This window comes from Streptomyces sp. NPDC003035, from assembly GCF_042888285.1.
GTDB lineage: Bacteria > Actinomycetota > Actinomycetes > Streptomycetales > Streptomycetaceae > Streptomyces.
In genome coordinates, this window is sequence record NZ_JBIAPJ010000001.1 from 730,518 (window position 1) to 751,531 (window position 21,014).

The 21,014-nt window shown below is 71.2% G+C and carries 20 protein-coding genes; 7 read left to right on the forward strand and 13 right to left on the reverse strand.

The annotated features are described in order from the left end of the window. Nucleotides 1-19: 19 nt before the first annotated feature. Both ACFYV5_RS03255 and ACFYV5_RS03260 read right to left on the reverse strand, forming a co-directional pair. Complete coding sequence (locus ACFYV5_RS03255) at nucleotides 20-1,933, reverse strand: M64 family metallopeptidase (RefSeq protein ID WP_389163699.1); 1,914 nt, start codon at nucleotides 1,931-1,933, stop codon at nucleotides 20-22. Between the two features lie 58 nt (nucleotides 1,934-1,991). Beyond that, nucleotides 1,992-3,335, reverse strand: coding sequence for a 6-phospho-beta-glucosidase (locus ACFYV5_RS03260; protein WP_389163702.1), 1,344 nt, complete (start codon nucleotides 3,333-3,335; stop codon nucleotides 1,992-1,994). 17 nt (nucleotides 3,336-3,352) lie between these two features. Here ACFYV5_RS03260 and ACFYV5_RS03265 point away from each other — a divergent pair, with 17 nt between their 5' ends. Then, nucleotides 3,353-3,748: a VOC family protein gene (locus tag ACFYV5_RS03265; protein ID WP_355115951.1), complete on the forward strand. Its 396-nt coding sequence runs from the start codon at nucleotides 3,353-3,355 to the stop codon at nucleotides 3,746-3,748. 30 nt (nucleotides 3,749-3,778) lie between these two features. On the opposite strand, the gene ACFYV5_RS03270 is transcribed toward ACFYV5_RS03265, so the two are convergent. Beyond that, nucleotides 3,779-5,587, reverse strand: coding sequence for an FAD-dependent oxidoreductase (locus ACFYV5_RS03270; protein ID WP_389163706.1), 1,809 nt, complete (start codon nucleotides 5,585-5,587; stop codon nucleotides 3,779-3,781). A gap of 148 nt (nucleotides 5,588-5,735) precedes the next feature. Between ACFYV5_RS03270 and ACFYV5_RS03275 the strand changes: the two genes are divergently transcribed. Further along, nucleotides 5,736-6,224, forward strand: coding sequence for a YchJ family protein (locus tag ACFYV5_RS03275; protein ID WP_389163708.1), 489 nt, complete (start codon nucleotides 5,736-5,738; stop codon nucleotides 6,222-6,224). 47 nt (nucleotides 6,225-6,271) lie between these two features. Here ACFYV5_RS03275 and ACFYV5_RS03280 read toward each other — a convergent pair whose 3' ends face one another. Both ACFYV5_RS03280 and ACFYV5_RS03285 read right to left on the reverse strand, forming a co-directional pair. Next, entirely contained in the window at nucleotides 6,272-8,350 is a 2,079-nt protein-coding gene (locus tag ACFYV5_RS03280) for an MDR family MFS transporter (protein WP_389163711.1), read from the reverse strand. A gap of 144 nt (nucleotides 8,351-8,494) precedes the next feature. Further along, entirely contained in the window at nucleotides 8,495-8,692 is a 198-nt protein-coding gene (locus ACFYV5_RS03285) for a hypothetical protein (protein WP_389165047.1), read from the reverse strand. 557 nt (nucleotides 8,693-9,249) lie between these two features. Here ACFYV5_RS03285 and ACFYV5_RS03290 point away from each other — a divergent pair. Next, nucleotides 9,250-11,163, forward strand: coding sequence for an AMP-dependent synthetase/ligase (locus ACFYV5_RS03290; RefSeq protein ID WP_389163713.1), 1,914 nt, complete (start codon nucleotides 9,250-9,252; stop codon nucleotides 11,161-11,163). 28 nt (nucleotides 11,164-11,191) lie between these two features. Here the strand turns inward: ACFYV5_RS03290 and ACFYV5_RS03295 are convergent, their stop codons facing one another. After that, a complete protein-coding gene (locus tag ACFYV5_RS03295; protein WP_355115941.1) occupies nucleotides 11,192-12,262 on the reverse strand; it encodes an ATP-dependent DNA ligase in 1,071 nt (356 codons plus the stop codon). Between the two features lie 52 nt (nucleotides 12,263-12,314). Here ACFYV5_RS03295 and ligD point away from each other — a divergent pair, with 52 nt between their 5' ends. Further along, nucleotides 12,315-13,337 carry a non-homologous end-joining DNA ligase gene (ligD, locus tag ACFYV5_RS03300; protein WP_355115939.1) on the forward strand — a complete coding sequence of 341 codons (1,023 nt, stop codon included), beginning with the start codon at nucleotides 12,315-12,317 and terminating at the stop codon, nucleotides 13,335-13,337. 100 nt (nucleotides 13,338-13,437) lie between these two features. Beyond that, nucleotides 13,438-14,334, forward strand: coding sequence for an alpha/beta hydrolase (locus ACFYV5_RS03305; RefSeq protein WP_355115938.1), 897 nt, complete (start codon nucleotides 13,438-13,440; stop codon nucleotides 14,332-14,334). A 79-nt stretch (nucleotides 14,335-14,413) separates the two neighbouring features. Here the strand turns inward: ACFYV5_RS03305 and ACFYV5_RS03310 are convergent, their stop codons facing one another. The 3 genes from ACFYV5_RS03310 to ACFYV5_RS03320 form a co-directional block, all read right to left on the reverse strand. After that, nucleotides 14,414-15,061 (reverse strand): TetR/AcrR family transcriptional regulator, encoded by a 648-nt coding sequence (locus ACFYV5_RS03310; protein WP_389163718.1) that lies wholly within the window; start codon nucleotides 15,059-15,061, stop codon nucleotides 14,414-14,416. A gap of 128 nt (nucleotides 15,062-15,189) precedes the next feature. Further along, nucleotides 15,190-15,693 carry a DUF3995 domain-containing protein gene (locus ACFYV5_RS03315; RefSeq protein WP_389163721.1) on the reverse strand — a complete coding sequence of 168 codons (504 nt, stop codon included), beginning with the start codon at nucleotides 15,691-15,693 and terminating at the stop codon, nucleotides 15,190-15,192. Continuing rightward, nucleotides 15,690-16,046: a DUF6191 domain-containing protein gene (locus ACFYV5_RS03320; protein ID WP_389163724.1), complete on the reverse strand. Its 357-nt coding sequence runs from the start codon at nucleotides 16,044-16,046 to the stop codon at nucleotides 15,690-15,692. Before ACFYV5_RS03320 ends, ACFYV5_RS03315 begins: the two co-directional genes overlap by 4 nt. Nucleotides 16,047-16,456: 410 nt before the next feature. Between ACFYV5_RS03320 and ACFYV5_RS03325 the strand changes: the two genes are divergently transcribed. After that, nucleotides 16,457-16,717 carry a WhiB family transcriptional regulator gene (locus ACFYV5_RS03325; protein WP_389163727.1) on the forward strand — a complete coding sequence of 87 codons (261 nt, stop codon included), beginning with the start codon at nucleotides 16,457-16,459 and terminating at the stop codon, nucleotides 16,715-16,717. Here ACFYV5_RS03325 and ACFYV5_RS03330 read toward each other — a convergent pair. From ACFYV5_RS03330 to ACFYV5_RS03345, 4 genes are read right to left on the reverse strand one after another with little or no spacing between them, the layout of a single operon-like run. Next, nucleotides 16,705-17,337: a hypothetical protein gene (locus ACFYV5_RS03330; RefSeq protein WP_389163730.1), complete on the reverse strand. Its 633-nt coding sequence runs from the start codon at nucleotides 17,335-17,337 to the stop codon at nucleotides 16,705-16,707. The genes ACFYV5_RS03325 and ACFYV5_RS03330 overlap by 13 nt on opposite strands. Beyond that, nucleotides 17,334-18,029 carry a hypothetical protein gene (locus ACFYV5_RS03335; protein ID WP_389163733.1) on the reverse strand — a complete coding sequence of 232 codons (696 nt, stop codon included), beginning with the start codon at nucleotides 18,027-18,029 and terminating at the stop codon, nucleotides 17,334-17,336. The genes ACFYV5_RS03330 and ACFYV5_RS03335 overlap by 4 nt, the downstream gene beginning before the upstream one ends. An 11-nt stretch (nucleotides 18,030-18,040) precedes the next feature. Beyond that, nucleotides 18,041-19,216, reverse strand: coding sequence for a hypothetical protein (locus ACFYV5_RS03340; RefSeq protein ID WP_389163736.1), 1,176 nt, complete (start codon nucleotides 19,214-19,216; stop codon nucleotides 18,041-18,043). Continuing rightward, a complete protein-coding gene (locus tag ACFYV5_RS03345) occupies nucleotides 19,209-19,508 on the reverse strand; it encodes a hypothetical protein (RefSeq protein WP_355115923.1) in 300 nt (99 codons plus the stop codon). Before ACFYV5_RS03345 ends, ACFYV5_RS03340 begins: the two co-directional genes overlap by 8 nt. 110 nt (nucleotides 19,509-19,618) lie before the next feature. On the opposite strand from ACFYV5_RS03345, the gene ACFYV5_RS03350 reads away from it, so the two are divergent. Then, entirely contained in the window at nucleotides 19,619-20,923 is a 1,305-nt protein-coding gene (locus tag ACFYV5_RS03350) for an SDR family NAD(P)-dependent oxidoreductase (protein ID WP_389163739.1), read from the forward strand. Nucleotides 20,924-21,014: the final 91 nt, after the last annotated feature.

Below are 21,014 nucleotides of genomic sequence, written 5' to 3' on the forward strand. Positions count from 1 at the left end.
GGCCGCGGGCCTCCGCGTGTCAGTCGTCCTGCGGCTCGACCAGCGTCACCAGGAACGACTTCGCCGCGCTCACGTTGCCCGCCGCGTCGATCGTGCGGTACTCGACCGTGTGCGTGCCGTAGTCCGGCGTCGCGTCGTCCCACGGGACCGCCCGGCTCGTGCCCAGCTTGCCGTGGACGAGACCGTCGATGACGGTGCCGCCCGGCGAGAACCGGAACGGCGCGTCGGCGTCGGTCGGCCAGCCGTAGTACGTGTACCAGCCGTCGCCGTCCACCCGGAACTGGCTGACCACGGAGCCCGGCCGGTCGTCGCGTGCCGTCAGCCTCATCGTGAACTCGCCGTCGTATACGTACTCGACCGGGCGGCCGGGCCGGTGCACCGTACGCAGCGGCTCGGACAGCTCGTACGATCCCGTCGCCGGGCGGGCGTCCACCGTCCACCTCAACTCGGCGTCCGTAGCCGGGATCCGGGCCGTCAGGACGTGTGTGCCGGGGGTGAGACGCAGCGAACGCAGGTCCAGATCACGGTCGTTGCCCGGGTTGTCCACCGTCCTGCCGTCCAGCCGCCACCGCACGGCGAGGGTGCCGCGCGTCGGGTGCGTGGTGTCGGCGTGGACCACCGAGCGCGCGGCGACGGGCGACGTCGTCGGCGTGTGGCCGGTGAAGGCCGCCCGGACGTCCTCCTCCTGGGTGGTCAGCGCGCGGTTCACCGTCCAGCTCACCGTACGGGTCAGGGCCGCCGAACCGCGGACCGCGGGGTCGCGGACGAACGGGGTCGGGTCGCTGACCGTCGCCGTCAGGGTGTGGTTCCCGGGGGAGAGGGACAGGGCGCGCAGGTCGAGCGTCCGGGCGCCGCCGGTGCCGATCGTCCGGCCGTCCAGCCGCCACACCACGTCGAGCTCACCGCCCAGCGGGTGCAGGGCGTCCACCCACACACTCCGATCGGCGCCGATCGGCGCCGTGTTGGGCGTGTGCGCCTGGACGAGGTTCACCTTCGCCGAGATCGCCTGGACCATCACCTCGCGCTCGACCTGGTCGAAGGCGTAACCGAGCGTCTTCATGATCGAGTGCTTGCTCGGCCGCCACACGCCCTCGGTGCTGTACAGCCCGCCCTCGAAGCGTCCGATGACACCGCCGGCCTCGCTCCGCTCGCCCAGCCAGCGCCACCACTTGGCGCGCCGCTCGCGCATCTGCTCCTCGGTCAGCAGGGTGTGGTGCGCCGAGGACGGCTCGGGGCCGGAGTACGGGCCGCCGGCGACTCCGCGCGCGTAGTAGTCGTACTCGTCCTGGAGCTTGCCCAGCGAGTGGCCGATCTCGTGCGGGGTGATCAGCGAGGAGAGCGCGTTGCCGCCGGAGGCGGTGGCGTAACTGCCGCCCGCGCCACCATAGGTGTCGCTGTGTGCCAGGGCCACGATCTGCCGGTTGACGCCGCTCGTGTCCGGCACGAGATCGGCCAGCGCGGCCGCCTTCGCGCTGTCGACCGTCAGCAGCCGCTGCACGCTGTTCGGGTTGCAGCCGCCCCAGAAGCCCATGTTCAGCGGGGTGTCACGCCGAGGTGCGCCGAGTCCGGGATCGCAGTCCACCCCGGACTCCGGCGAAGGTACCTCCACCGCCCAGACGTTGATGTACGAGCGGTAGGAGGCGAACGGCTCGATGCTCCACAGCACGTTGAGATGCTTCTCGACGTCGGCCCGGAACGCCGGCATCTCCTCGGCGGTGTAGCCGTCGCCCATCACGACCAGGTTGAAGCGCTTGTCGGCGGGGCCCGTGGTCTGGACGGGAACGACGGTCGCCGTGTCCGCGACGTCGGCCGGACCGGCGACTTCGCCGGAGACGGCGGTCGCCGGTCCGGCGCCCACCAGACCGGCGGTCAGCAGACAGCCCGCGGTGAGACGGACCACGGCCCTTCGAAGGCGTATGCCAGGTGAGGTCATGGGGCGCGAGCGTATGCCGCGCCCCCAGTGGCGTAAAGATGTTCGCCGGACAGTCGTCTCAGCTTCGCAGATAGGCCAGTTCCGCGTGCCCGGCCGTGTAGCCGTCGACCAGCCGGCGCGCCACGGACACCGAATCGACCAGCGGATGCAGGGCGAACGCCTTCACCGCCGTCGCCCGCGATCCGCTCTCCGCCGCAGCGAGCACCTCGCGCTCGACCGCCTTGACCGCCGTCACCAGACCCACCGCGTGGTACGGCAGCGGTGCCACGGACACCGGATGGGCGCCGGCCGCGTCCACGAAGCAGGGCACCTCGATCACCGCGTCCGCGTCGAGCACCGAAAGGGTGCTGCCGTTACGGACGTTGAGGATCAGCGTGGCCCGCTCGTTGCGCGCGATCGCCCGCATCAGCGCCAGGGCCACCTTCTCGTACCCGCCCGACTCCAGGTCCTCCTCGTCGCGCTCGCCGATCCCGGCGGCCTCCCGGTTGGCGGCCATGTAGGTCGCCTCCCGGTCGGCGAGCGTCCGGTGCCAGGTGGCCAGCGGAGGCGTGCCCGGCTTGCCCATCTCCTCGTAGAAACCGGCCTGTTGGTCGCGCAGATAGGCGCCACGGGTCCGCTCGGCCTGCTGGTAGGCGCCGACGGCCTCGCGGTTGAAGTAGTAGTAGTGCAGATACTCGTTCGGGATCGCGCCGAGCGAGCGCAGCCACTCGGGGCCGAAGAGCCGGCCCTCCTCGAAGGAGCCGAGCGCCCGCTCGTCCGCGAGCAGTCGAGGGAGCACGTCGCGGCCCGCGACCCGCAGGCCGCGCAGCCAGCCGAGATGGTTGAGACCGACGTAGTCGATCCACGCCTCGTCCGGGTTCGCGCCGAGGACCCGGGCGACCCGGCGGCCGAGCCCGACGGGGGAGTCGCAGATGCCGACGACCCGGTCACCGAGCACCCGGGACATGGCCTCCGTCACCAGACCGGCCGGATTCGTGAAGTTGATGACCCAGGCGTCCGGGGCGAGTTCGGCGATCCGCCGCGCGATGTGCACGGCGACCGGCACCGTTCGCAGCCCGTACGCGATCCCGCCCGCGCCCACCGTCTCCTGGCCCAGGACCCCTTCGGCGAGCGCGATCCGCTCGTCCGCCGCCCGGCCCTCCAGTCCGCCGACCCGGATCGCCGAGAAGACGAAGTCCGCCCCGCGCAGCGCCTCGTCCAGATCCGTGGTCGCCGTCACCGACGGGGCGTCCGGCACCCCCGCGCCCTGCTCGGCGAGGACTCGCGCGATCGCCGAGAGCCGCGCTCCGTCGAGGTCGTGCAGGGTCACCTCGGTGACCCGCCCCTCCGCGTGGTCGTCGAGCAGCGCGCCGTACACGAGCGGGACCCGGAATCCGCCGCCTCCGAGAATCGTCAGTTTCATGGTCGTACGCTACTGCGATGCACGTACTGAGCAGCCGGATTCTGCTCCGGCCGGCCGATCCCGAGCGCTCCCGGCGCTTCTACGGAGACACGCTCGGGCTGGCGGTGTACCGCGAGTTCGGCACCGGGCCCGAGCGGGGCACCGTCTACTTCCTCGGCGGCGGCTTCCTGGAGGTCTCCGGGCGCGCCTCCGCGACCGAGCCGCCGCAGCCCCCGCCCCAGCTGCGGCTCTGGCTCCAGGTGGCCGATGTGCGCGCGGTCCATCAGGAGCTCCTGGCCCACGACGTCGTGATCCTGCGGGAGCCGGTGACCGAGCCGTGGGGGCTGATCGAGATGTGGATCGAGGACCCCGACGGGATGAAGATCGCCGTCGTCGAGGTCCCCGAAGAGCATCCGCTGCGCTACCGCCCCTGAAGCGGACAGGACAGCCGGAGCGGAACCGGGTCAGCCCACATCGAGCGCGTTGCGCAGGCCGAGGCGGTAGCGCAGCCGGTCGTGCCGCTTGAGTGCCTCCAGCTCGGGCGCGCGGAACAGCGGCTGGACCGTGCAGCGCGCGGCCGTCGACCCGGTGCGGTCGAGGAGCGCGTTGACGGCCTGCCGGGCGGAGGCGTTGGCGCCCTCCATGGTGGCGAGATCGATGTCGACGGCCACGTAGTCACCGGCCAGATAGAAGTTGGGGACCCTGGTCGCGGCCTGCGGACGGTTGTGGAACGTGCCGACCGGGTGGATGAGGAGCTGGTCGTCGTTGGTCGGGTTCGGGGTACCGAGTCCGTCCACGCCCGGGTCCAGGAACCAGGAGTGCAGCGCGCCGTCCTTCAACACCGTACGGCCGGTGTCGTTGAAGGCGGCCTTGAGCTGCGCCCAGACCTCACGGGCCACCTCGGTGGGGGTGCACTGCTTGGCGGTCTTGCCGTAGAGGACGCCCGGCCGGTCCCACTCCGAGATGTCCACCGAGAGACAGTCGACGGCCGACCCGTCGCCGTAGTCGACGGGGAAGTTCCTGGACGGCCAGTGGTGCGCCTGCTGAATGCACGTCAGGGACCAGGGCGAGTCGATGAGGTTGGCGTGCCCGGCGAGGAGCGGGGCCCGCTCGGTCAGATAGAACTGGATGCCCGTCATCCAGTCCGTCTCCAGCTTGTCGCAGCGCGCCAGCTGGGGATCGGCCGCCCGCAGAGCGGCGCCCCAGGTCCGCCGGGCGTGTTCCACCGGCATCGCCGAGACGTAGTGGTCGGCGGTCACCGAGCGGCGTACCCCCTGCGGGTCCTCGATCACGGCCGCGGAGATTCGCCCGGCGGTGGGGTCGTACGCCATCTCCCGTACGGTCCAGCCGACGCGGAACTCCACGCCGAGGCCGGTCAGATGGGTCACCCAGGGGTCGATCCACGCCTCGTTCGTCGGCAGGTCGAGGATCCGGTCGAGCGGCCCGTCCGCCCCGCGCCCGAGCGCGTTGAAGGCGAAGGCCTCCAGGAGTGTGGCGACCGTGCGGGTGCTGGCCTCCTCGGCCTTGGTGGCCACGATGTTGCGGGTGAGTCCGACGGCCAGGATGCGCTGGTAGTCGTAGCTCATCCGCTCGGCCCGCAGGAAGTCCCACCAGGGCGTGGCCTCCCAGGTCTGGTCACGCCGCTCGTCGCAGCTGGTGAGGAAGACGAGGAAGCGGTTGACGAAGTAGGCGGCCTCGTGGAGCGGGATGGAGCGGGCGGTCTCCAGGAGCGCGGTCAGGGCGCGCCGGATCTCGTCGAGGGTGAGTTCGGCCGGCTGGTGGCCGGGCCAGGGGAGAGGGATGCGCAGGTCTTCGCGGCCGGTGCGGGCGAAGGACATCTCGGCCGGGGCGACGAGGTTGTCCCAGACGCCGTTGGCGTTGCCCGGGAAGGGGATGCGGCGCATCGTGTCGGGAAGGTTGTGGTAGATCCCCGGGATGAAGCGGAAGCCGTGCTCGGCGGGGAGCGGCCGCCGTCCGCCGCGCGCGCTGTCCGGCACGTCCATCGAGCGGGCCTTGCCGCCGAGGGCCCGGCGCTCGTAGACGGTGACGCGGAAGCCGCGTTCGGCGAGCTCGTGCGCGGCGGTCAGGCCGGCGACGCCGCCGCCGAGGACGGCGACGGAGGGAGAGGCCGCCGTCGCAGCAGCCGGGGCCGTCGTCGCCGCCGTCGTTCCGGCCGCGAGGGCCGGAGCCGGAGCGGCTCCGACGGCTGCCGCGCCGGTGACCGCGGCGGCGGTGGTCACGAAGGTGCGTCGCGAGGTGCCCGTACGGTTCATGCCCCAGCCCCTTTTGCCTTACCGGCGGTAACGGTCACGTCCGGCGCAGGAGCATAGGGGTGTCCAACGGCTCCCGGAAGCATCGTGCGGGCCTTGCCGCACACATGGCGCGATCCCGCCCCCGTACCCCTCACGACACAATGGGCCCATGTCCCGTCGTAACACCCGCAAGAACCCTGCCCGCGCCGCCCGCCCGGCCGCCGCCGTGACCGCGACGTCGCCCTGCCCGTGCGGCCTGGCCGCTCCCTACGGCGAGTGCTGCGGACGCTTCCACTCCGGACCGGCGAACGCGCCCACCGCGCCTACCGCCCCCACCGCCCCCACCGCCGAACTCCTCATGCGCTCCCGCTACAGCGCCTTCGTCGTCCGCGACGCGGCGTACCTGCTGCGCACCTGGGCGCCGGAGACCCGCCCCGGCGAGGTCGACTTCGACCCGTCACTGCGCTGGGCCGGCCTGGAGATCCGGGACACCACCGACGGGACCGCGTTCCACCAGACCGGGACCGTCACCTTCGTCGCCCGCTACACCCACGCGGGCGAGCAGGGCGCGCTCCACGAGCGCAGCCGCTTCCGGCGCCACGAGGGCGCGTGGGTGTATGTGGACGGCGACTTCATCGACGAGGCCGACGGGGTCTGAGGGGGCCGACGGGGCCTGAGGGGGCCGACGAGGTCGACAAACCCGGATCAGGACGCGACCCCGGCCGGCTCCCGCCGGCCCCGCGGCAACCCGCTCGCCAGATCCTCGGCGATCAGCTTCTTCGCGATGGCGTCCGTCGCCGCCCGCAGCTCCGGTCCGCTCGGCCGCCCGCGCTCCCGCTCGATCCGGCCGCTGAGCCAGTCCCCCCAGGCGCGCGTGATGATCTCCGCCTCCCGCTTCCCCGCCGGGGTGTGCGAGAGCAGATTGCCGTCCCGGGTCAGGAACCCCTCGTCGACCATGCGGTCGAAGACCGGGAGCAGGACCTCCGGCGGCACGCGCCGGCCGGCCGAGATCAGACCGAGGCTGGCGTGCCCCACCATGCGTGTGAAGAGCTCCACCTGCATCACCGCCCAGCCACCCGCCGTGTCGAGCCGGGTGTCGGAGTCGGTGACGATCCGGCGCGCGGTGTCGAGGTCCGTCTTCCGGATGATCCTGCCGACGGACAGTTCGAGCAGCTTGGCCGAATCGCCGGAGGTGGTCGGGGATCCGAAGCCCTCGCCCATGTCGGGCGCCAAGGCCCGGGCCGTGTCCCGGAGCGGCACCTCTTTCAGGAAGAGCGCGACGACGAAGCCGATCGCGGCGACCGGCACCGTCCAGAGGAAGACCGTGTGCAGGGTGTCGGCGTACGCCTGGACGATCGGCGCCGCCACCTCCTGCGGCAGCCCGTGGACGCCGGACGGGCTCTGCGCCGCCCTCGCGAGGTCGGCCGGATCGGGCCCGCCGGGGACCGTCGCCGCCTGGGCGACGCCCTCCGTGACGTTGGGCCTCAGGGAGTTGGCGTAGATCGTGCCGAAGACGGCGGTGCCGAAAGCACTGCCGAGCGTACGGAAGAAGGTGACGCCCGAGGTGGCGGTGCCGAGATCGGCGTAGTCCACGGTGTTCTGCACGGCGATGGTGAGCACCTGCATGCACAGACCGATGCCGACACCGAGCACGAACATGTACAGCGACTCCAGCCACGTGCTGGTCCCCGTCCCCATCAGCGACAGGAGGAAGAGGCCGAGCCCCATGACGAGACAGCCCGCGATGGGGAAGATCCGGTAGGTGCCGGTCTTGCTCACCACGTTGCCGCTGTAGATCGAGGCGATCAGCAGACCGACGACCATCGGCAGCGTACGGATGCCGGAGATCGTGGCCGAATCCCCGTCGACGTACTGGAGGTAGGACGGCAGGAACGTCATCGAACCGAGCATGGCGAAGCCGACGACGAAGCTCAGCACGGAGCAGACGGTGAACACCGGATTGGCGAACAGCCGCATGGGCAGCATCGGTTCGGCGGCCCGGGTCTCCACCCAGCAGAAGAGCGCGAGCGCGATCAGACCGCCGGCGAAGAGACCGATGATGACACCGGACCCCCAAGCGTACTCGTTGCCGCCCCAACTGGTCGCCAGGATCAGGGCGCTGGAGCCGGCGGCGACCAGGGCGATGCCCGCGTAGTCGATGATCGGCTTGCTCGCGGAGCGTACGGAGGGAATCGTGCGGGCGGCGGCGATCACGACAAGGATCGCGATCGGGACGTTGACGTAGAACGCCCAGCGCCAGCTCAGATGGTCGGTGAACAGCCCACCGAGAAGCGGGCCGATGACGGTGGAGACGCCGAAGACCGCGCCGATCGCGCCCTGGTACTTGCCGCGGTCGCGGAGCGGGATCACATCGGCGATCAGTGCCATCGAGGTGACCATCAGGCCGCCGGCGCCGATGCCCTGCAGTCCCCGCCAGACGATCAGCAGGGTCATGTTGGTGGCCAGGCCGCAGAGGAACGAGCCGGTGATGAAGACGATCGCGGAGATCTGGAAGATCACCTTGCGCCCGAAGAGGTCGCCGAACTTGCCGACCAGGACCGTGGCGACCGTCTCGGCCAGCAGATAGGCGGTGACCACCCAGGACATGTGGGCGGCGCCACCGAGGTCCGAGACGATCGTCGGCAGGGCGGTGCCGACGATGGTCTGGTCCAGCGCGGCGAGGAGCACGCCGAGCATGATCGTGCCGAAGACGATGTTGCGGCGGCGGCTGTCGAGCACGGGAGGCTCGGCGACCGGGGGCGCGGCTTCGCTGGTGGTGGTCACCTTCGCAGCCTCACATCGGGGGCCGCCGCCCGCATGTGGGGGACGGCCGAACCGGTGCGGCGACGGGACCGCGCCCCGAACGGGCCGGAGCACGGGCGCCGGCCCCGGCGCGTCGGCACCGACACCGGCCCCGCAGCGTTGGCTTCAGCGGTGGAGTACCGGAAGCAGCGGGTGGTGCTTCGCCAGCACCTTGTTGGCCCGGGCGAGCGCGGCCAGGGCGTGCTCGCGGTCCGCGTGGTCCTCGGCGCACAGCGGCCCACGGAACCGCAGCACCTCGCGGGCCGCGGAGTCGGCGTCGACCTCCGCCTGCAGGACGTGCAGCGGCAGACAGGAACCGATCATCGCGGCCACACGGTCGGGAATCGGGACGGGGACGAGGGGCGAGGGCGAGGTGATCACGGGTCAGTCCTTGTGGGGTCTGGTGTCGAGGAGGGGTCTCCCTCTCCATACGTACAGGATGGGGTTCGGGGTTCGTCGACGGGGATGTCTCCGTGGAGCAACAGCCGGAGGACCGTTCGGCGGGGTGTACGGACGGGCCGCGGCCCCCGCTCCGGACGGGCGGGTCGAAGGCGCGGAACGTTCCCGCAGGTGCACGGCGCGCGGCGCGATCTTCACGGGGAACCGGCGGCCCGGATCGCTCAGGAGTCCGTCGAACGTCGAATCGGAAATCCCTCCCCAGCCAACGGATTCTCGATGCGGGAATGTGAAGCATCTCACCCGCGGCGGTGCCGGTTGCGGGTGGTCCGCGAGTCGATCGGAAGTGAGCGAGATCGTGCGCGGACGGTTGAAATCTCGTTACGCATGAGTAAGTTGACTGCTCGGTAAGTCCGTAAGTCCGAGAGTCCGTAAGTCCGAGATCCGGTACCTCCCCGCCCGCATGCCGCGAACAGGAGCCCGCCATGGGCGTACGCAAGGATCTGAAGCAGGCCAAGAGGCGCAGCGACCTCCTCGACCGCTTCCCGGTCGAACTCGTGCGCGAGGACGGTGTCGTACGTGAGGCGCGTACCGCTCTCCCGGGCGGGCCCCCGCCGGTCGGAACCCCCGCGGACATCCCCTTCCGCAACGCCGCCGAGGACCCCGGCGCCGTCGTCATGCGACGCAAGCAGACCGGCGGGTGGCGACCCGTCACCGCGGCGGAGTTCGCCGGTGACGTCCAGGCCGCCGCGAAAGGGCTGATCGCCGGCGGGGTCGAGCCCGGCGGACGGGTCGTGCTGATGGCGCGCACCCGTTACGAATGGGCGGTGCTCGACTTCGCCATCTGGGCGGCCGGCGGGCAGACCGTCCCCGTCTACGCCACCTCCTCGGCCGAACAGATCGCCTGGATCCTCCAGGACTCCGGGGCCCGCCATGCCGTCACCGAGTCCCCCGAGCACACCGCGACGCTCCACGCAGCCGCCACCGCACTCCCCGAACCGGTCCGCGGCTGGGAGATCGCGTCCGGCGGGCTGTCCGAACTCGCCGCCATGGGTCAGAAGGTGTCCGACGAGGAGGTGACCAAGCGCCGCTCCGCGCTCGCACCGGACACCGTCGCCACCCTCTGCTACACCTCCGGCACCACCGGACGCCCCAAGGGCTGCGTCCTGACCCACGGCAATCTCCACGCGGAGGCGTCCGGCACCGTCGAGCTGCTGCATCCGGTCTTCACGGAGGTCACCGGGCAGACGGCCTCGACCCTCCTCTTCCTGCCGCTCGCCCACATCCTCGGGCGCACCATCCAGATCGCCTGTCTCATGGCCCGCATCGAGATCGGGCACTGCCCCTCCATCAAGCCCGACGAACTGCGCCCGGAACTACGGCGGTTCAAGCCCACCTTCGTCGTCGGAGTGCCCTACCTCTTCGAGAAGATCCACGACACCGGCCGCGCCACCGCCGAGAAGCTGGGCCGCGGCTCGTCCTTCGACCGCGCCGACTCCGTCGCCGTACGCTTCGGCGAGGCGGCACTCGGTCATCTCCTGGGCAAGGGCCGCCGGCCCGGTCCCGGGCTGACGGCGGCCTGGGCCCTGTACGACCTCCTCGTCTACCGGCGCATCCGCAAGGAACTCGGCGGCAACCTGCGGTACGCCATCAGCGGCGGCTCCCCGCTCGACCGCCGCCTCAGCCTCTTCTTCTACGCCGCCGGGGTGCTCGTCTACGAGGGTTACGGCCTCACCGAGACCACCGCGGCCGCCACCGTCTCCCCACCCCTGCGGCCCCGGCCCGGCACCGTCGGCCGGCCCGTCCCCGGCACCGCGGTCCGCATCGCCGACGACGGCGAGGTGCTGGTCAAGGGCGGCATCGTCTTCGCCGCGTACTGGAACAACCCCGAGGCCACCCAGGAGGTCCTGCGGGACGGCTGGTTCGCCACCGGCGACCTGGGCGCCCTCGACGACGAGGGCTATCTCGTCATCACCGGCCGCAAGAAGGACATCCTGATCACCTCCGGCGGCAAGAACGTGTCCCCGGCCGTCCTCGAGGACCGGCTGCGCAGCCGCCCGCCCGTCGGGCAGTGCGTGGTCGTCGGTGACAACCGCCCGTACGTGGCGGCGCTCGTCACCCTCGAACCCGAGGCGGTCCAGCACTGGCTGTCCGTCCGCAAACGGCCCGCCGACACCCCGGCCGCCGCGCTCTGCGAGGACCCGGAGATGGTCGCGGACGTCCAGAAGGCCGTCGACCACGCCAACCAGGCCGTCTCCAGGGCCGAGTCGATCCGGAGGTTCCGTATCGTGCCGGGGGAGTTCACGGAGGAGAACGGGATGCTCACGCCCTCCCTCAAGGTCAAGCGGCACGCGGTCATGGCGGCCTGGGCGACCGAGGTCGAGGCGCTCTATGGATGAGTTCGGGGGACGAACTCACCGGCACGTTCTAGGGGTGAGCGGGTGACAGCACCTCGGAGAGGTCGTACGAGACGGGCTCCTCCAGCTGCGCGTACCCGCATGACTCCGGGGTCCGGTCGGGGCGCCAGCGCTTGAACTGCGCCGTGTGCCGGAACCGGTCGCCCTCCATGTGGTCGTAGCCGACCTCGCAGACCCGATCGGGCCGCAGCGCCACCCACGACAGGTCCTTCTTGCCCGACCAGCGGCTCGGCGCGCCCGGGAGCCGCGCGCTCTCGTGCGCCGCCTCCTGCGCCCACGCCGCCCACGGGTGCCCGTCCGGCGGATCCATCCGCAGCGGCTCCAGCTCCTCGACCAACTCCGCGCGCCGCTTGGTGGTGAAGGCGGCACAGACGCCGACGTGCTGGAGGGTGCCGCCGGCGTCGTACAGGCCGAGCAGCAGCGAGCCGACCACGGGCCCGCTCTTGTGGAAGCGGTAGCCGGCCACCACCACATCGGCGGTCCGCTCATGCTTGATCTTGTACATCAGCCGGGCGTCCGGCCGGTACGGGAGGTCCAGCGGTTTGGCGATCACGCCGTCCAGGCCCGCACCCTCGTACTGCTCGAACCAGTGCGCCGCGACCTCCGGGTCCGTCGTCGCCGGCGCCAGATGGACCGGGGCGTCCACGCCGTGCAGGACCTCTTCCAGGGCGGCCCGGCGATCGGTGAGGGGGGTGTCGAGGAGGGACACGTCGCCGAGCGCGAGCAGGTCGAAGGCGATGAACCGGGCCGGGGTCCGCTCGGCCAGCATCCGCACCCGCGAGTCGGCGGGGTGGATGCGCTCGGTGAGCCGGTCGAAGTCCAGCCGTCCGTCGTGCTCGATCACGATCTCGCCGTCGACCACGCAGCGCTCCGGGAGCCGGGGGAGGAGGGCCTCCACCAGCTCGGGGAAGTAGCGGGTGAGCGGCTTGCCCGTACGGCTGCCGATGACGAGGTCCGGGCCGTCGCGGTGCACGATGGCGCGGAAGCCGTCCCATTTCGCCTCGTACTGCATGCCCGGCGGAATCTTCTTCACGGCCTTGGCCAGCATCGGCTTCACGGGCGGCATCACCGGCAGATCCATGGGTCGATTGTCCGATATGCAAGGAATGTCGGCGAGCCCTACGCTGGCTCGCATGGCGAGCAAGGCGGCAGCGGTGGAACTGGAAGTCGGCGAGCGGACCGTACGCGTGTCCAATCCGGAGAAGGTGTACTTCCCCGAACCCGGCTACACCAAGCTCGACATGGTCTCGTACTACCTGGCGGTCGGGGACGGCATCACCCGCGCGCTGCGCAACCGCCCCACGACCCTGGAGCGCTACCCCGACGGGGTGACCGGCGAGTCCTTCTTCCAGAAGCGGGCCCCCAAGTACCTCCCGGAGTGGATCCCCACCGCCCACATCACCTTTCCCAGCGGCCGGTCCGCCGACGAGATGTGCCCGACCGAGCCCGCGGCCGTGCTGTGGGCCGCCAACCTCGGCGCGGTCACCTTCCATCCGTGGCCGGTGCGGCGCGAGGACACCGACCACCCCGACGAGCTGCGCCTCGACCTCGACCCGCAGCCGGGCACGGACTACGCCGACGCCGTCCGCGCCGCGCACGAGCTGCGCGCCGTGCTCGACGAGTACGGGTTGCGGGGCTGGCCCAAGACCTCGGGCGGGCGCGGCGTGCATGTCTTCGTACCGATCCAGCCGCTCTGGACCTTCACCCAGGTCCGCCGCGCGGCCATCGCCTGCGGGCGGGAGCTGGAGCGGCGGATGCCGGAGCGGGTGACGACCAAGTGGTGGAAGGAGGAGCGCGGCGAGAAGATCTTCGTCGACTACAACCAGACCGCGCGTGACCGCACGATCGCCTCGGCGTACTCCGTACGGCCCCGCCCGCACGCTCCGGTCTCCGCGCCGCTGCGCTGGGACGAGATCGACGACGCGACGCCGAGAGACTTCGACATCCGGACGATGCCGACCCGGTACGCCGAGCTGGGGGACGTCCATGCCGACATGGACGACGAGCGGTTCAGCCTGGAGGGCTTGCTGGAGCTGGCCCGCCGCGACGAGGCGGAGCACGGGCTCGGTGACCTGCCGTACCCGCCGGAGTACCCGAAGATGCCGGGGGAACCGAAGCGGGTGCAGCCGAGCAGGGCGAAGAAGGCGGAGGGCTGACGGGGCCGTCGCAGGGGCGTCTCTCGGTTCGTCGTCCTAAAACAACACGAACGATCGTGCTAACATTTTCTCATCGCTCCGGCCGACGAGGAGATCCGGCATGACTCCCACGACTTCGCTCGTGCGCACCGCCCTGAACACCGCCTCGCTCATAGCCCCGGGCCCCGCCGGGCGCGCCGCCTTCGCCCTCTTCGTCCGGCCGCTGGGCCGGTCGCGGCTGAGACCGGAGGAGGAGCCCCTCTTCACCGAGGCCCGGACGGGCCGGCTCCGGGTCAACGGCAAGGACGTCGTCACGTACGCGTGGGGCGACGGCGCACGCCCCGTACTCCTGGTGCACGGCTGGTCCTCGCGCGCCTCGCGTCTCTCGGCCTTCGTCGAGGCGCTGCGCGAACGGGGCTACAGCCCCGTCACCTTCGACGCGCCCGGCCACGGCGACTCGGAGGGGCGGGCCACGAATATCTACGAGTACCGCCACATCATCCGTGAACTGCACGGCCGGTACGGCGACTTCGAGGCCGTGGTGGCGCACTCCTTCGGGGTGCTTGCCGCGCTGTTCGCGTTGCGTGACGGGGTGCGGACGGGACGGTTCGTGGGGATCGGCGGCGTCGGTCGGTTCGACTTCCTCGTCGAGGAGTTCCAGACCGGCTGGGGGCTGAGCGACCGGACCGTCCGGCATATGCGCCGCCATGTCGAGCGGACGCTCTTCCGCGACGAACCGGACATCTGGCAGCGCCTGAACGCGACATACGCGCCGGCCGAACTGGACGCCCCCGTCCTGCTGTTCCACGACGAGACCGACGACATGGTCGCGCCGGCCCACTCCCACGCGACGGCGGCCGCCCACGCTCCCCGCGCCCGCCTGATCGTCACCCAGGGCCTCGGCCACCGCCGCATCCTCAGGGCCCCGGAGGTGGTCGCGGAGACGCTCCGCTTCGTGACGGCGCCGACGGCGGAGCCGGGGCCTTTGGCGGATCAGGTGGCAGAGCTGAGGAGCTGACGGTGCTGGGCCGGGTTCTGTCGGAACCGCACCGAAGCCGTACCCCCGCGACGCGTTCGAACTCTCGCTCGGAGCTGACTCAGGTGGAGGGGATCTCGTCGCGGGCCTCGTCCGTCGCCTCCGCTCGAAGGCGACGCGTGATCCCGCGGCTCGCGAACTCGTAGGCCGTCGTGTCGCCGTGCAGGACCGACTGCGCGTTGGCCGCCTCCATCAGGGCGATGATCTCGAAGGCCAGCTGCGGGACGTCGACGTCCGCGACCAGACCGCCCGCGAGACGTGCCTCGTCCAGGGTCCGCTCCATGTACGTGACCCAGTCGCGGCGCGCCTGGGCGATCGCGTCGTGGACCGGGCCGCTGCGGGCGTCGAACTCCGCCGAGACCGCGTAGAAGAAACAGCCGCCGGCGAAGACCCGCTCCGAGGAGTACGCGAGCCAGTTCCGGCACAGCGCCCAGACCCGGCCGGGGCCCGGCGGCAGCTCGGCGAGCGGGGCGACCACGCGGCCGGAGAAGACGGCGGCGGCCGCGCGGATGGTGGCGAGTTGCAGCTCCTCCTTGGAGCCGAAGAGCGCGAAGACCCCGCTCTTGCTGAGGTTCAGCTCGGTCGCGATCCGGCCCAGGGACAGCCCCTCGAGCCCCTCGACCGACGCGATGTCCATGGTTCGGCCGAGGACCATGCGCCGGGTCTGGTTTCCGCGCTCGACGCGCCCGTCCGTCTTCATGACCTCCATGCTACTGAACGCACGGTCGTGCGGACATCCGTCGTCAGGGGCGCCGTTGGCGCGCGGAGGTTCATGGTCGCGGGTTCCGCGAACTACTGGGACGGGCTGCGTACCAGTGCACCGTCCAGTCCGATAGGTCAGCGACTCCGCGACGAGCGTCTCGACGGCCTGCGGGATCGCGACCGCAGGGTGGCGAGGCCGAAAGCCAGTCCTCCGCCCATGAACCAGGGGTTCCAGAGGGCCAGCGTCCAGGCCCGCTGCCCCGCGCTCACGGTGTCCAGGTGCGTTGTGTCGGTCAGCAGCAGCACCTCGACACCGATGCCACGGACCAGGAGGAGGGCACAGACGCTCCATCCCAGCCACCCCGCCAGCAGAGCGGGAACGCCCCGCAGCCTCGACCGGGCAAGCAACCATGCCAGCAAGGCGCCGAGGAGGCAGAGCGCACCCACACCCCACAGACCGGCCACGACGAACCACAGCGGGCGCTCGGTGGCCAGCGGACCCGCGGAGATGCTCAGCCCCACATCACCGCCGACGGCCCAGTAGAAGTGCAACCCGCCGAACGCGACCGCCCACAAGCACGCGATACGTCCCCACAGCGTGGACGGCTCTGCGCCCGTTCCCTCCGGTCGCCGTCTCATCGTCGGCCCTCATGGGCATCGCGCCCGTCGGCGCACGGGCCATCTGCCTCCTGTGGCACCACGATGAACGCGGTGCCCTTGGTCAGATCGACACTGGAGCGAGGCGGCGCACCGTCGCTCTCGTCGTCCCGTCGCAGCAGCTCTACCCTCCGCTGCTCCAGTTCCACCGTCTTGTTTCCGTTCACGACCGCCGTGAACTCGTCGAAGGCTATGTTCGACAACGACCGCCCCGTGCGCCTGCGCAGCCACGGGATCAAGCCCAGCCCCGTGAACCATCGCCACGCGCTCTCCATCAGGGCGAACACGACCAGACAGGCCGCGAACGCCGGGAACGACATGAGGAGAAACGTCACAGCTGGTCCCTCGGCGTCCTCGACACAGCCGACGGCCGGGAACCGGCGGAAGGGCGGCGCCGTATGTCGCCCGATTGGGACGGCTCCCCATCTCGCGGGCTCACCGCCGTCGGGGGACTCATCTCGCTGATTGCCATGGGTTCACTGTTCTGGATCAGCAGCGCGCAGGGATCAGACCGGCGCATGATCCGCTTCCCCCATGCGGCGGAGGCGCGGTCATGGAGATCCACCGCACGGAGGAGTGCCGTGGGAGCCGGCCGGCTCGGCTCGCATGGCCGTCTTCGCCCCGGACGGGACGGGGCCGCGGTGGCGCCGTCCGCCCCGCCGCGCGAGAGGCGGTGTGGCGCTCGGCGCGCCGCATTGATCGAACGTTGATGGGCCGTTTACGGCCACAGGGCAACGTGTCGGCCATGCAGACCGACACCACCGCAGTCCTGACCGCCCCGACCCCCGACATGTCCTGGCAGGAGAACGCCCTCTGCGCCCAGGCGGGCCCCGAGTTCTTCTTCCCGGCCCCCGGCTCGTCCACCCGCGAGGCGAAGCAGCTGTGCGGGGCGTGCGAGGGGCGGGTGCAGTGCCTGGAGTACGCGCTGGAGCATGACGAGCGATTCGGGGTGTGGGGCGGGCTTTCGGAGAAGGAGCGGGGGCGGCTGAAGCGTCAGCGGGGGTGAGCGACAGAAAGCCGTCGGAACAACAGTCGCCGGTACCGGCCGTCACGGGCGAGGCCGGCGCGTTCGGCAAGAGGAGGTGCGGACGGATCCTCGCTACCGAAGTCGCCGGGCGGAAGCTGCCGGACGACGCGTACCGGATAGTGGCCCCCTACGGGAGAGGCGACGCCACCCCCCAATGGATCACCGGCGAACCAGAGGGTGTGCGGGTGCCAATTGCGCTTGCTCTGAAGATCCTGCCTGAACGGCACCGGGCACAGCGTCAGCGTGGATCCGCAGCCCACGTCCAAGATGATCAGGTGGGATTGGTTTCGATCGGCAGGCCCGTAACTGCAGGCATATACCCGCCAGGGATACATCCGCAGGACGCGTTTTGCCCGGCGCAATGCCGCCAGCCCCATCCAGTTGAGTCCAATCAGCAAGGGTGTCACGAGCACGTAGACGACGAGCGCCCCGACGAACTGCTCGGGAGCCCCTGACGCGAACCACATGCACGTGAGAGCAACGGGTAGAACGACCGAACCCGTCAACCAGGCGAGGCGGCGCCGGACCGCGCGGCGCAGGCCGACCACCGTCGGGGGATGCTCGAGCGCCGACTTGAGCAGGGGCGGCGGCTGGATCACAGAAGTACCTCGAGGAGACGGCTGGGCCGCAGGGGCACTTCGGCCTCCGTCGGGTGGGGATCAGTGAAGCGCACCGTCTGGCCGATGCCGAGCAGGACGTCCACGTAGTCCTCCGCGGACGCGAGAGATGTCGTCGTCAGCTCGAAGAGAAGGGCACGGGAACCGCGCTCTCTCGCAATGACCAGCCGTGCCTGGAACGCGCTGACACCGAGCGGAGCAAACGGGCGGCCCTCCATGAGGTGCGGCGGCGGAGCCGGCAGCAGCGCGGTGGCGAGAGCGGCCGGTCTGCCGCACTCGAGGTGCACGATCGCCCGATCGCGAGGCATGCCGAACGTGCCGCTCACCATGGCCAAGGAACAGAGGGCTCCGGCCGCAGCCGGACTGGGGGCGCCGGTACCGATGTCGGAAACGGCAAGCACCGACGTGCTCATGCCCTTGCGCTCGTCAGGGTGCAGCCCGATGGCCAGATGCACTGCGTCGCGCGTCACCAGATCTTCGAGCAGATCGAAGAACCCCTGTGTCGTCCGCACGGTTTCGTCGGTCCGATCCGCGGGAGGGAGAATGGTGTCCAGCACGGCGTCCATCCGCTCGCGGGCCGCGCCGACGTCGTGCACGTCGATGGCGAAGAAGCCCGGCGGCTGAACGAACCAGCAGTCGGCAACGTGCTGCTGGACAGCGTGGGGGTAGCTCATGTCGTGGCTCCTCAGCGTGATGCCGCGCGCGCCCATGCCTGGGCAACTTTGACGGCGTGCGGGATATCGGACGCACTGATCCGTGCGGTGTCGGTCACGGCAGCGCCCCAGCGCGCCGCGTCGCTGTCCTCCGGGGCGATCAGGCCCGACCCGGAGGCGGTGACCCCGGCAGCCGCGATGCCGGCCTCGGTGGGCTTGGCGGCTGTATGGCCTCTCCTGTCCGTCACCCACGTCACGATGGGCTTGGGCGCTTCGTTGATCTCCCGCATGGCTCCGTGGGAACCACGGGCGAACGCCCCCGCCTGGCTTCTGAACCCCGTGGCCAACGATGCTGCCCGCGCGCCCTTGGCCACGGCACCGATGCCGGGTACGGCTCCGACCGCGTCACCCGCGAGTGTGACCACGGCGGAAGCGAACTTGCCGTCCAGACGCCCCTCGGTGAAGCCGGCCTTGAGAGCGGACCGGATCTTCGGGTCCGAGGCGTGGACAGCCATGGCCGCGAGGCTGAGCCCGGCAGCGATGAAGAGCAGCGGAATGACCAGCCCGCCTGTCGCGAAAATCGCGATCAGGCCGGCGATGGCGGACAGCGTGCTGAGGATGTCCCCGAGATTGTCGTCGACCCACTTCAACGTCTTGTCCAGCCACCCCGGTTCCTTCGGCGCCAGCCGGTCCGTCGCCTCGTTCAGCGACTTCGCGACCTTCCCCGCCTCCACCCGGTGCGTCTCCTCCAGTTCCCTCGCCTTCCGGCGGACGTGTTCCAGCGCCTCCCTCGCCCGCGTCAAGGACTCCTCCGCCGCCTTCAGTTCGGCCTCCGGCGCCGCGCGCCACGTCGCCTCCGCCCGGCTCAGGGTCTTCGCGTCCAGGGCCGCCTGGGACTCGTAGCGGCGGGCCGTCTCCTGGTAGCCCACCAGGCTGTCGTGCCAGGTGCCCAGGCGGGTGGCCGCCTTCGTCAGGGAGGCGTGGGCGTTCTTGAGGTGGCGGGGGAGGTCGTCGGCGAGGGCCTCGCGGAAGGCGGTGGCCGCCTCGCCGCGCCAGGTCGCGCTGTTCGACAGGAGCTCGTCCACCAGGCGCCACGCCGTGCCCAGCGAGGTCGCCGACGTCGTCAGCTTCGCCTTCAGCGCCGCGATCTCCGGTGGGCTGCCCGGCGCCGGGTTCCATCCCAGGTGCGGGAACGTCGCCTCAGCCACGCTCCACCGCCCGGAACGCCGACTCGATCGAGCGGTTCAGCTGCGCGTACCCCTCGTGGCTCACGCTCACGCCCTCGTGAACCGCCTTGATCCGTAAGCCAAGTTGTTCCGCCCCGTACTTCCAGCGCTGCTGGAAACCGTCGCACGCCTCGTCCAGCTCTCGCGTCCCCAACTGGTCCGCCCGCACATGCTCCAGCGCCCGTCTCGCCGCACCCAGCGAGGTCAGCGACTGGCCCAGGGCGCGCGAGAAACGGCCCAACTGATCGGTGTCCACCTGAAGATCGGGATCCATGGGCGATCACCCTGGCAGATCATCGCCAAAGAGGAGAAATGCCGTCACGCCCCCGAGTGAGGCGATAATCCGATGCTGACCCCGGCCGCCCTCACTACGATCATGGATCCATGGACCAGGAACTCGCCGCCTTCGAGCGCACGATCAGCAGGCTTCGCAGCCTGCCCCTCGGCGATCCCGCCCGGATGCGCGGCGAGGAGCTCGCCGCCACCTTCGCCCGCGAGAGCCGCAACAAACGCCGCAAGGCCCGCCGCGCCGAGCAGTCCGCCGCCGATGCCGCCCTCGCCGCCCGCACCGCGACCGGGGCGCTCGACCGGCGCGAGGACGCACCCTTGGCCGTCCTCGACCAGGAATCCCCCGGCGAGTTCCGCAGAGTCCGCTACTGCTACGTCTGCAAGTCGTCCTATCGACAGGCCGACGCCTTCTACCACCGGCTCTGCCCGCCCTGCGCCGCCGACAACACCGCCCGCCGCGCCCTGAGCACCGACCTCACCGGCCGCCGGGCGCTGCTCACCGGCGGCCGCGTCAAGATCGGGTTCCAGCTGGCGCTCATGCTGCTCCGCGACGGCGCCGAACTGCTCGTCACCAGCCGCTTCCCGCACGACACCCTGCGCCGCTTCCGCGCCGCCGAGGGGAGCGAGCGGTGGCTGGACCGGCTCACCGTCGTCGCCATCGACCTGCGCGACCCGCGCCAGGTCCTCGGCCTCTGCGAGCGCCTGCGCGCCGAGGGCCGGCCGCTCGACATACTCGTCAACAACGCCGCCCAGACGATACGCCGGCCCCCGGAGTCGTACGCCCTGCTCGCGGCGGGGGAGCGGAAGGCGCTGCCCGAGGGCGTCATTCCCGCGCCGGGGTACGAGGCCGGGGGCGACCGGGCCCCCGTCGTCGCCGGTCTGGAGCCGGACGAGGCCGGGCTGCTGCCCGACCTCTCGGCGCAGAACTCCTGGTCCGTACGGCTCGGCGGCCTGGACGCCGCCGAGCTTCTGGAGACCCAGCTCGTCAACGCCCTCGCGCCCACCCTGCTGTGCGACCGGCTGCTGCCGCTGCTGCTCGCCTCCCCGAGGCCCCGCCGCTACATCGTCAACGTCTCGGCCGTCGAGGGGCGCTTCACCGTACGCAACAAGACGGGCGGCCACCCCCACACGAACATGGCGAAGGCGGCCCTCAACATGCTCACGCGCACCAGCGCCGGCGAGCTGGCCGAGCAGGGTGTGCACATGTGCAGTGTCGACACGGGGTGGATCACGGACGAGAACCCGGCGCCCCGCAAGGCCCGGATCGCCGCCGTGGGCACCCGTACGCCGCTGGACGTCGTCGACGGCGCCGCCCGGATCTACGATCCGATCGTGCGCGGCGAGGCCGGGGAGCCCGTCTCGGGCGTCTTCCTCAAGGATTACCGGGAAGCCGCCTGGTGAGCGGGTGAGCGGGTGGCCGGGAGCGCCCGGTGGCCAGGGGGAGAAACCCGGCGGCCCCGGGGTGACGCCGGCGGCCCTGGGTTGACGCCGG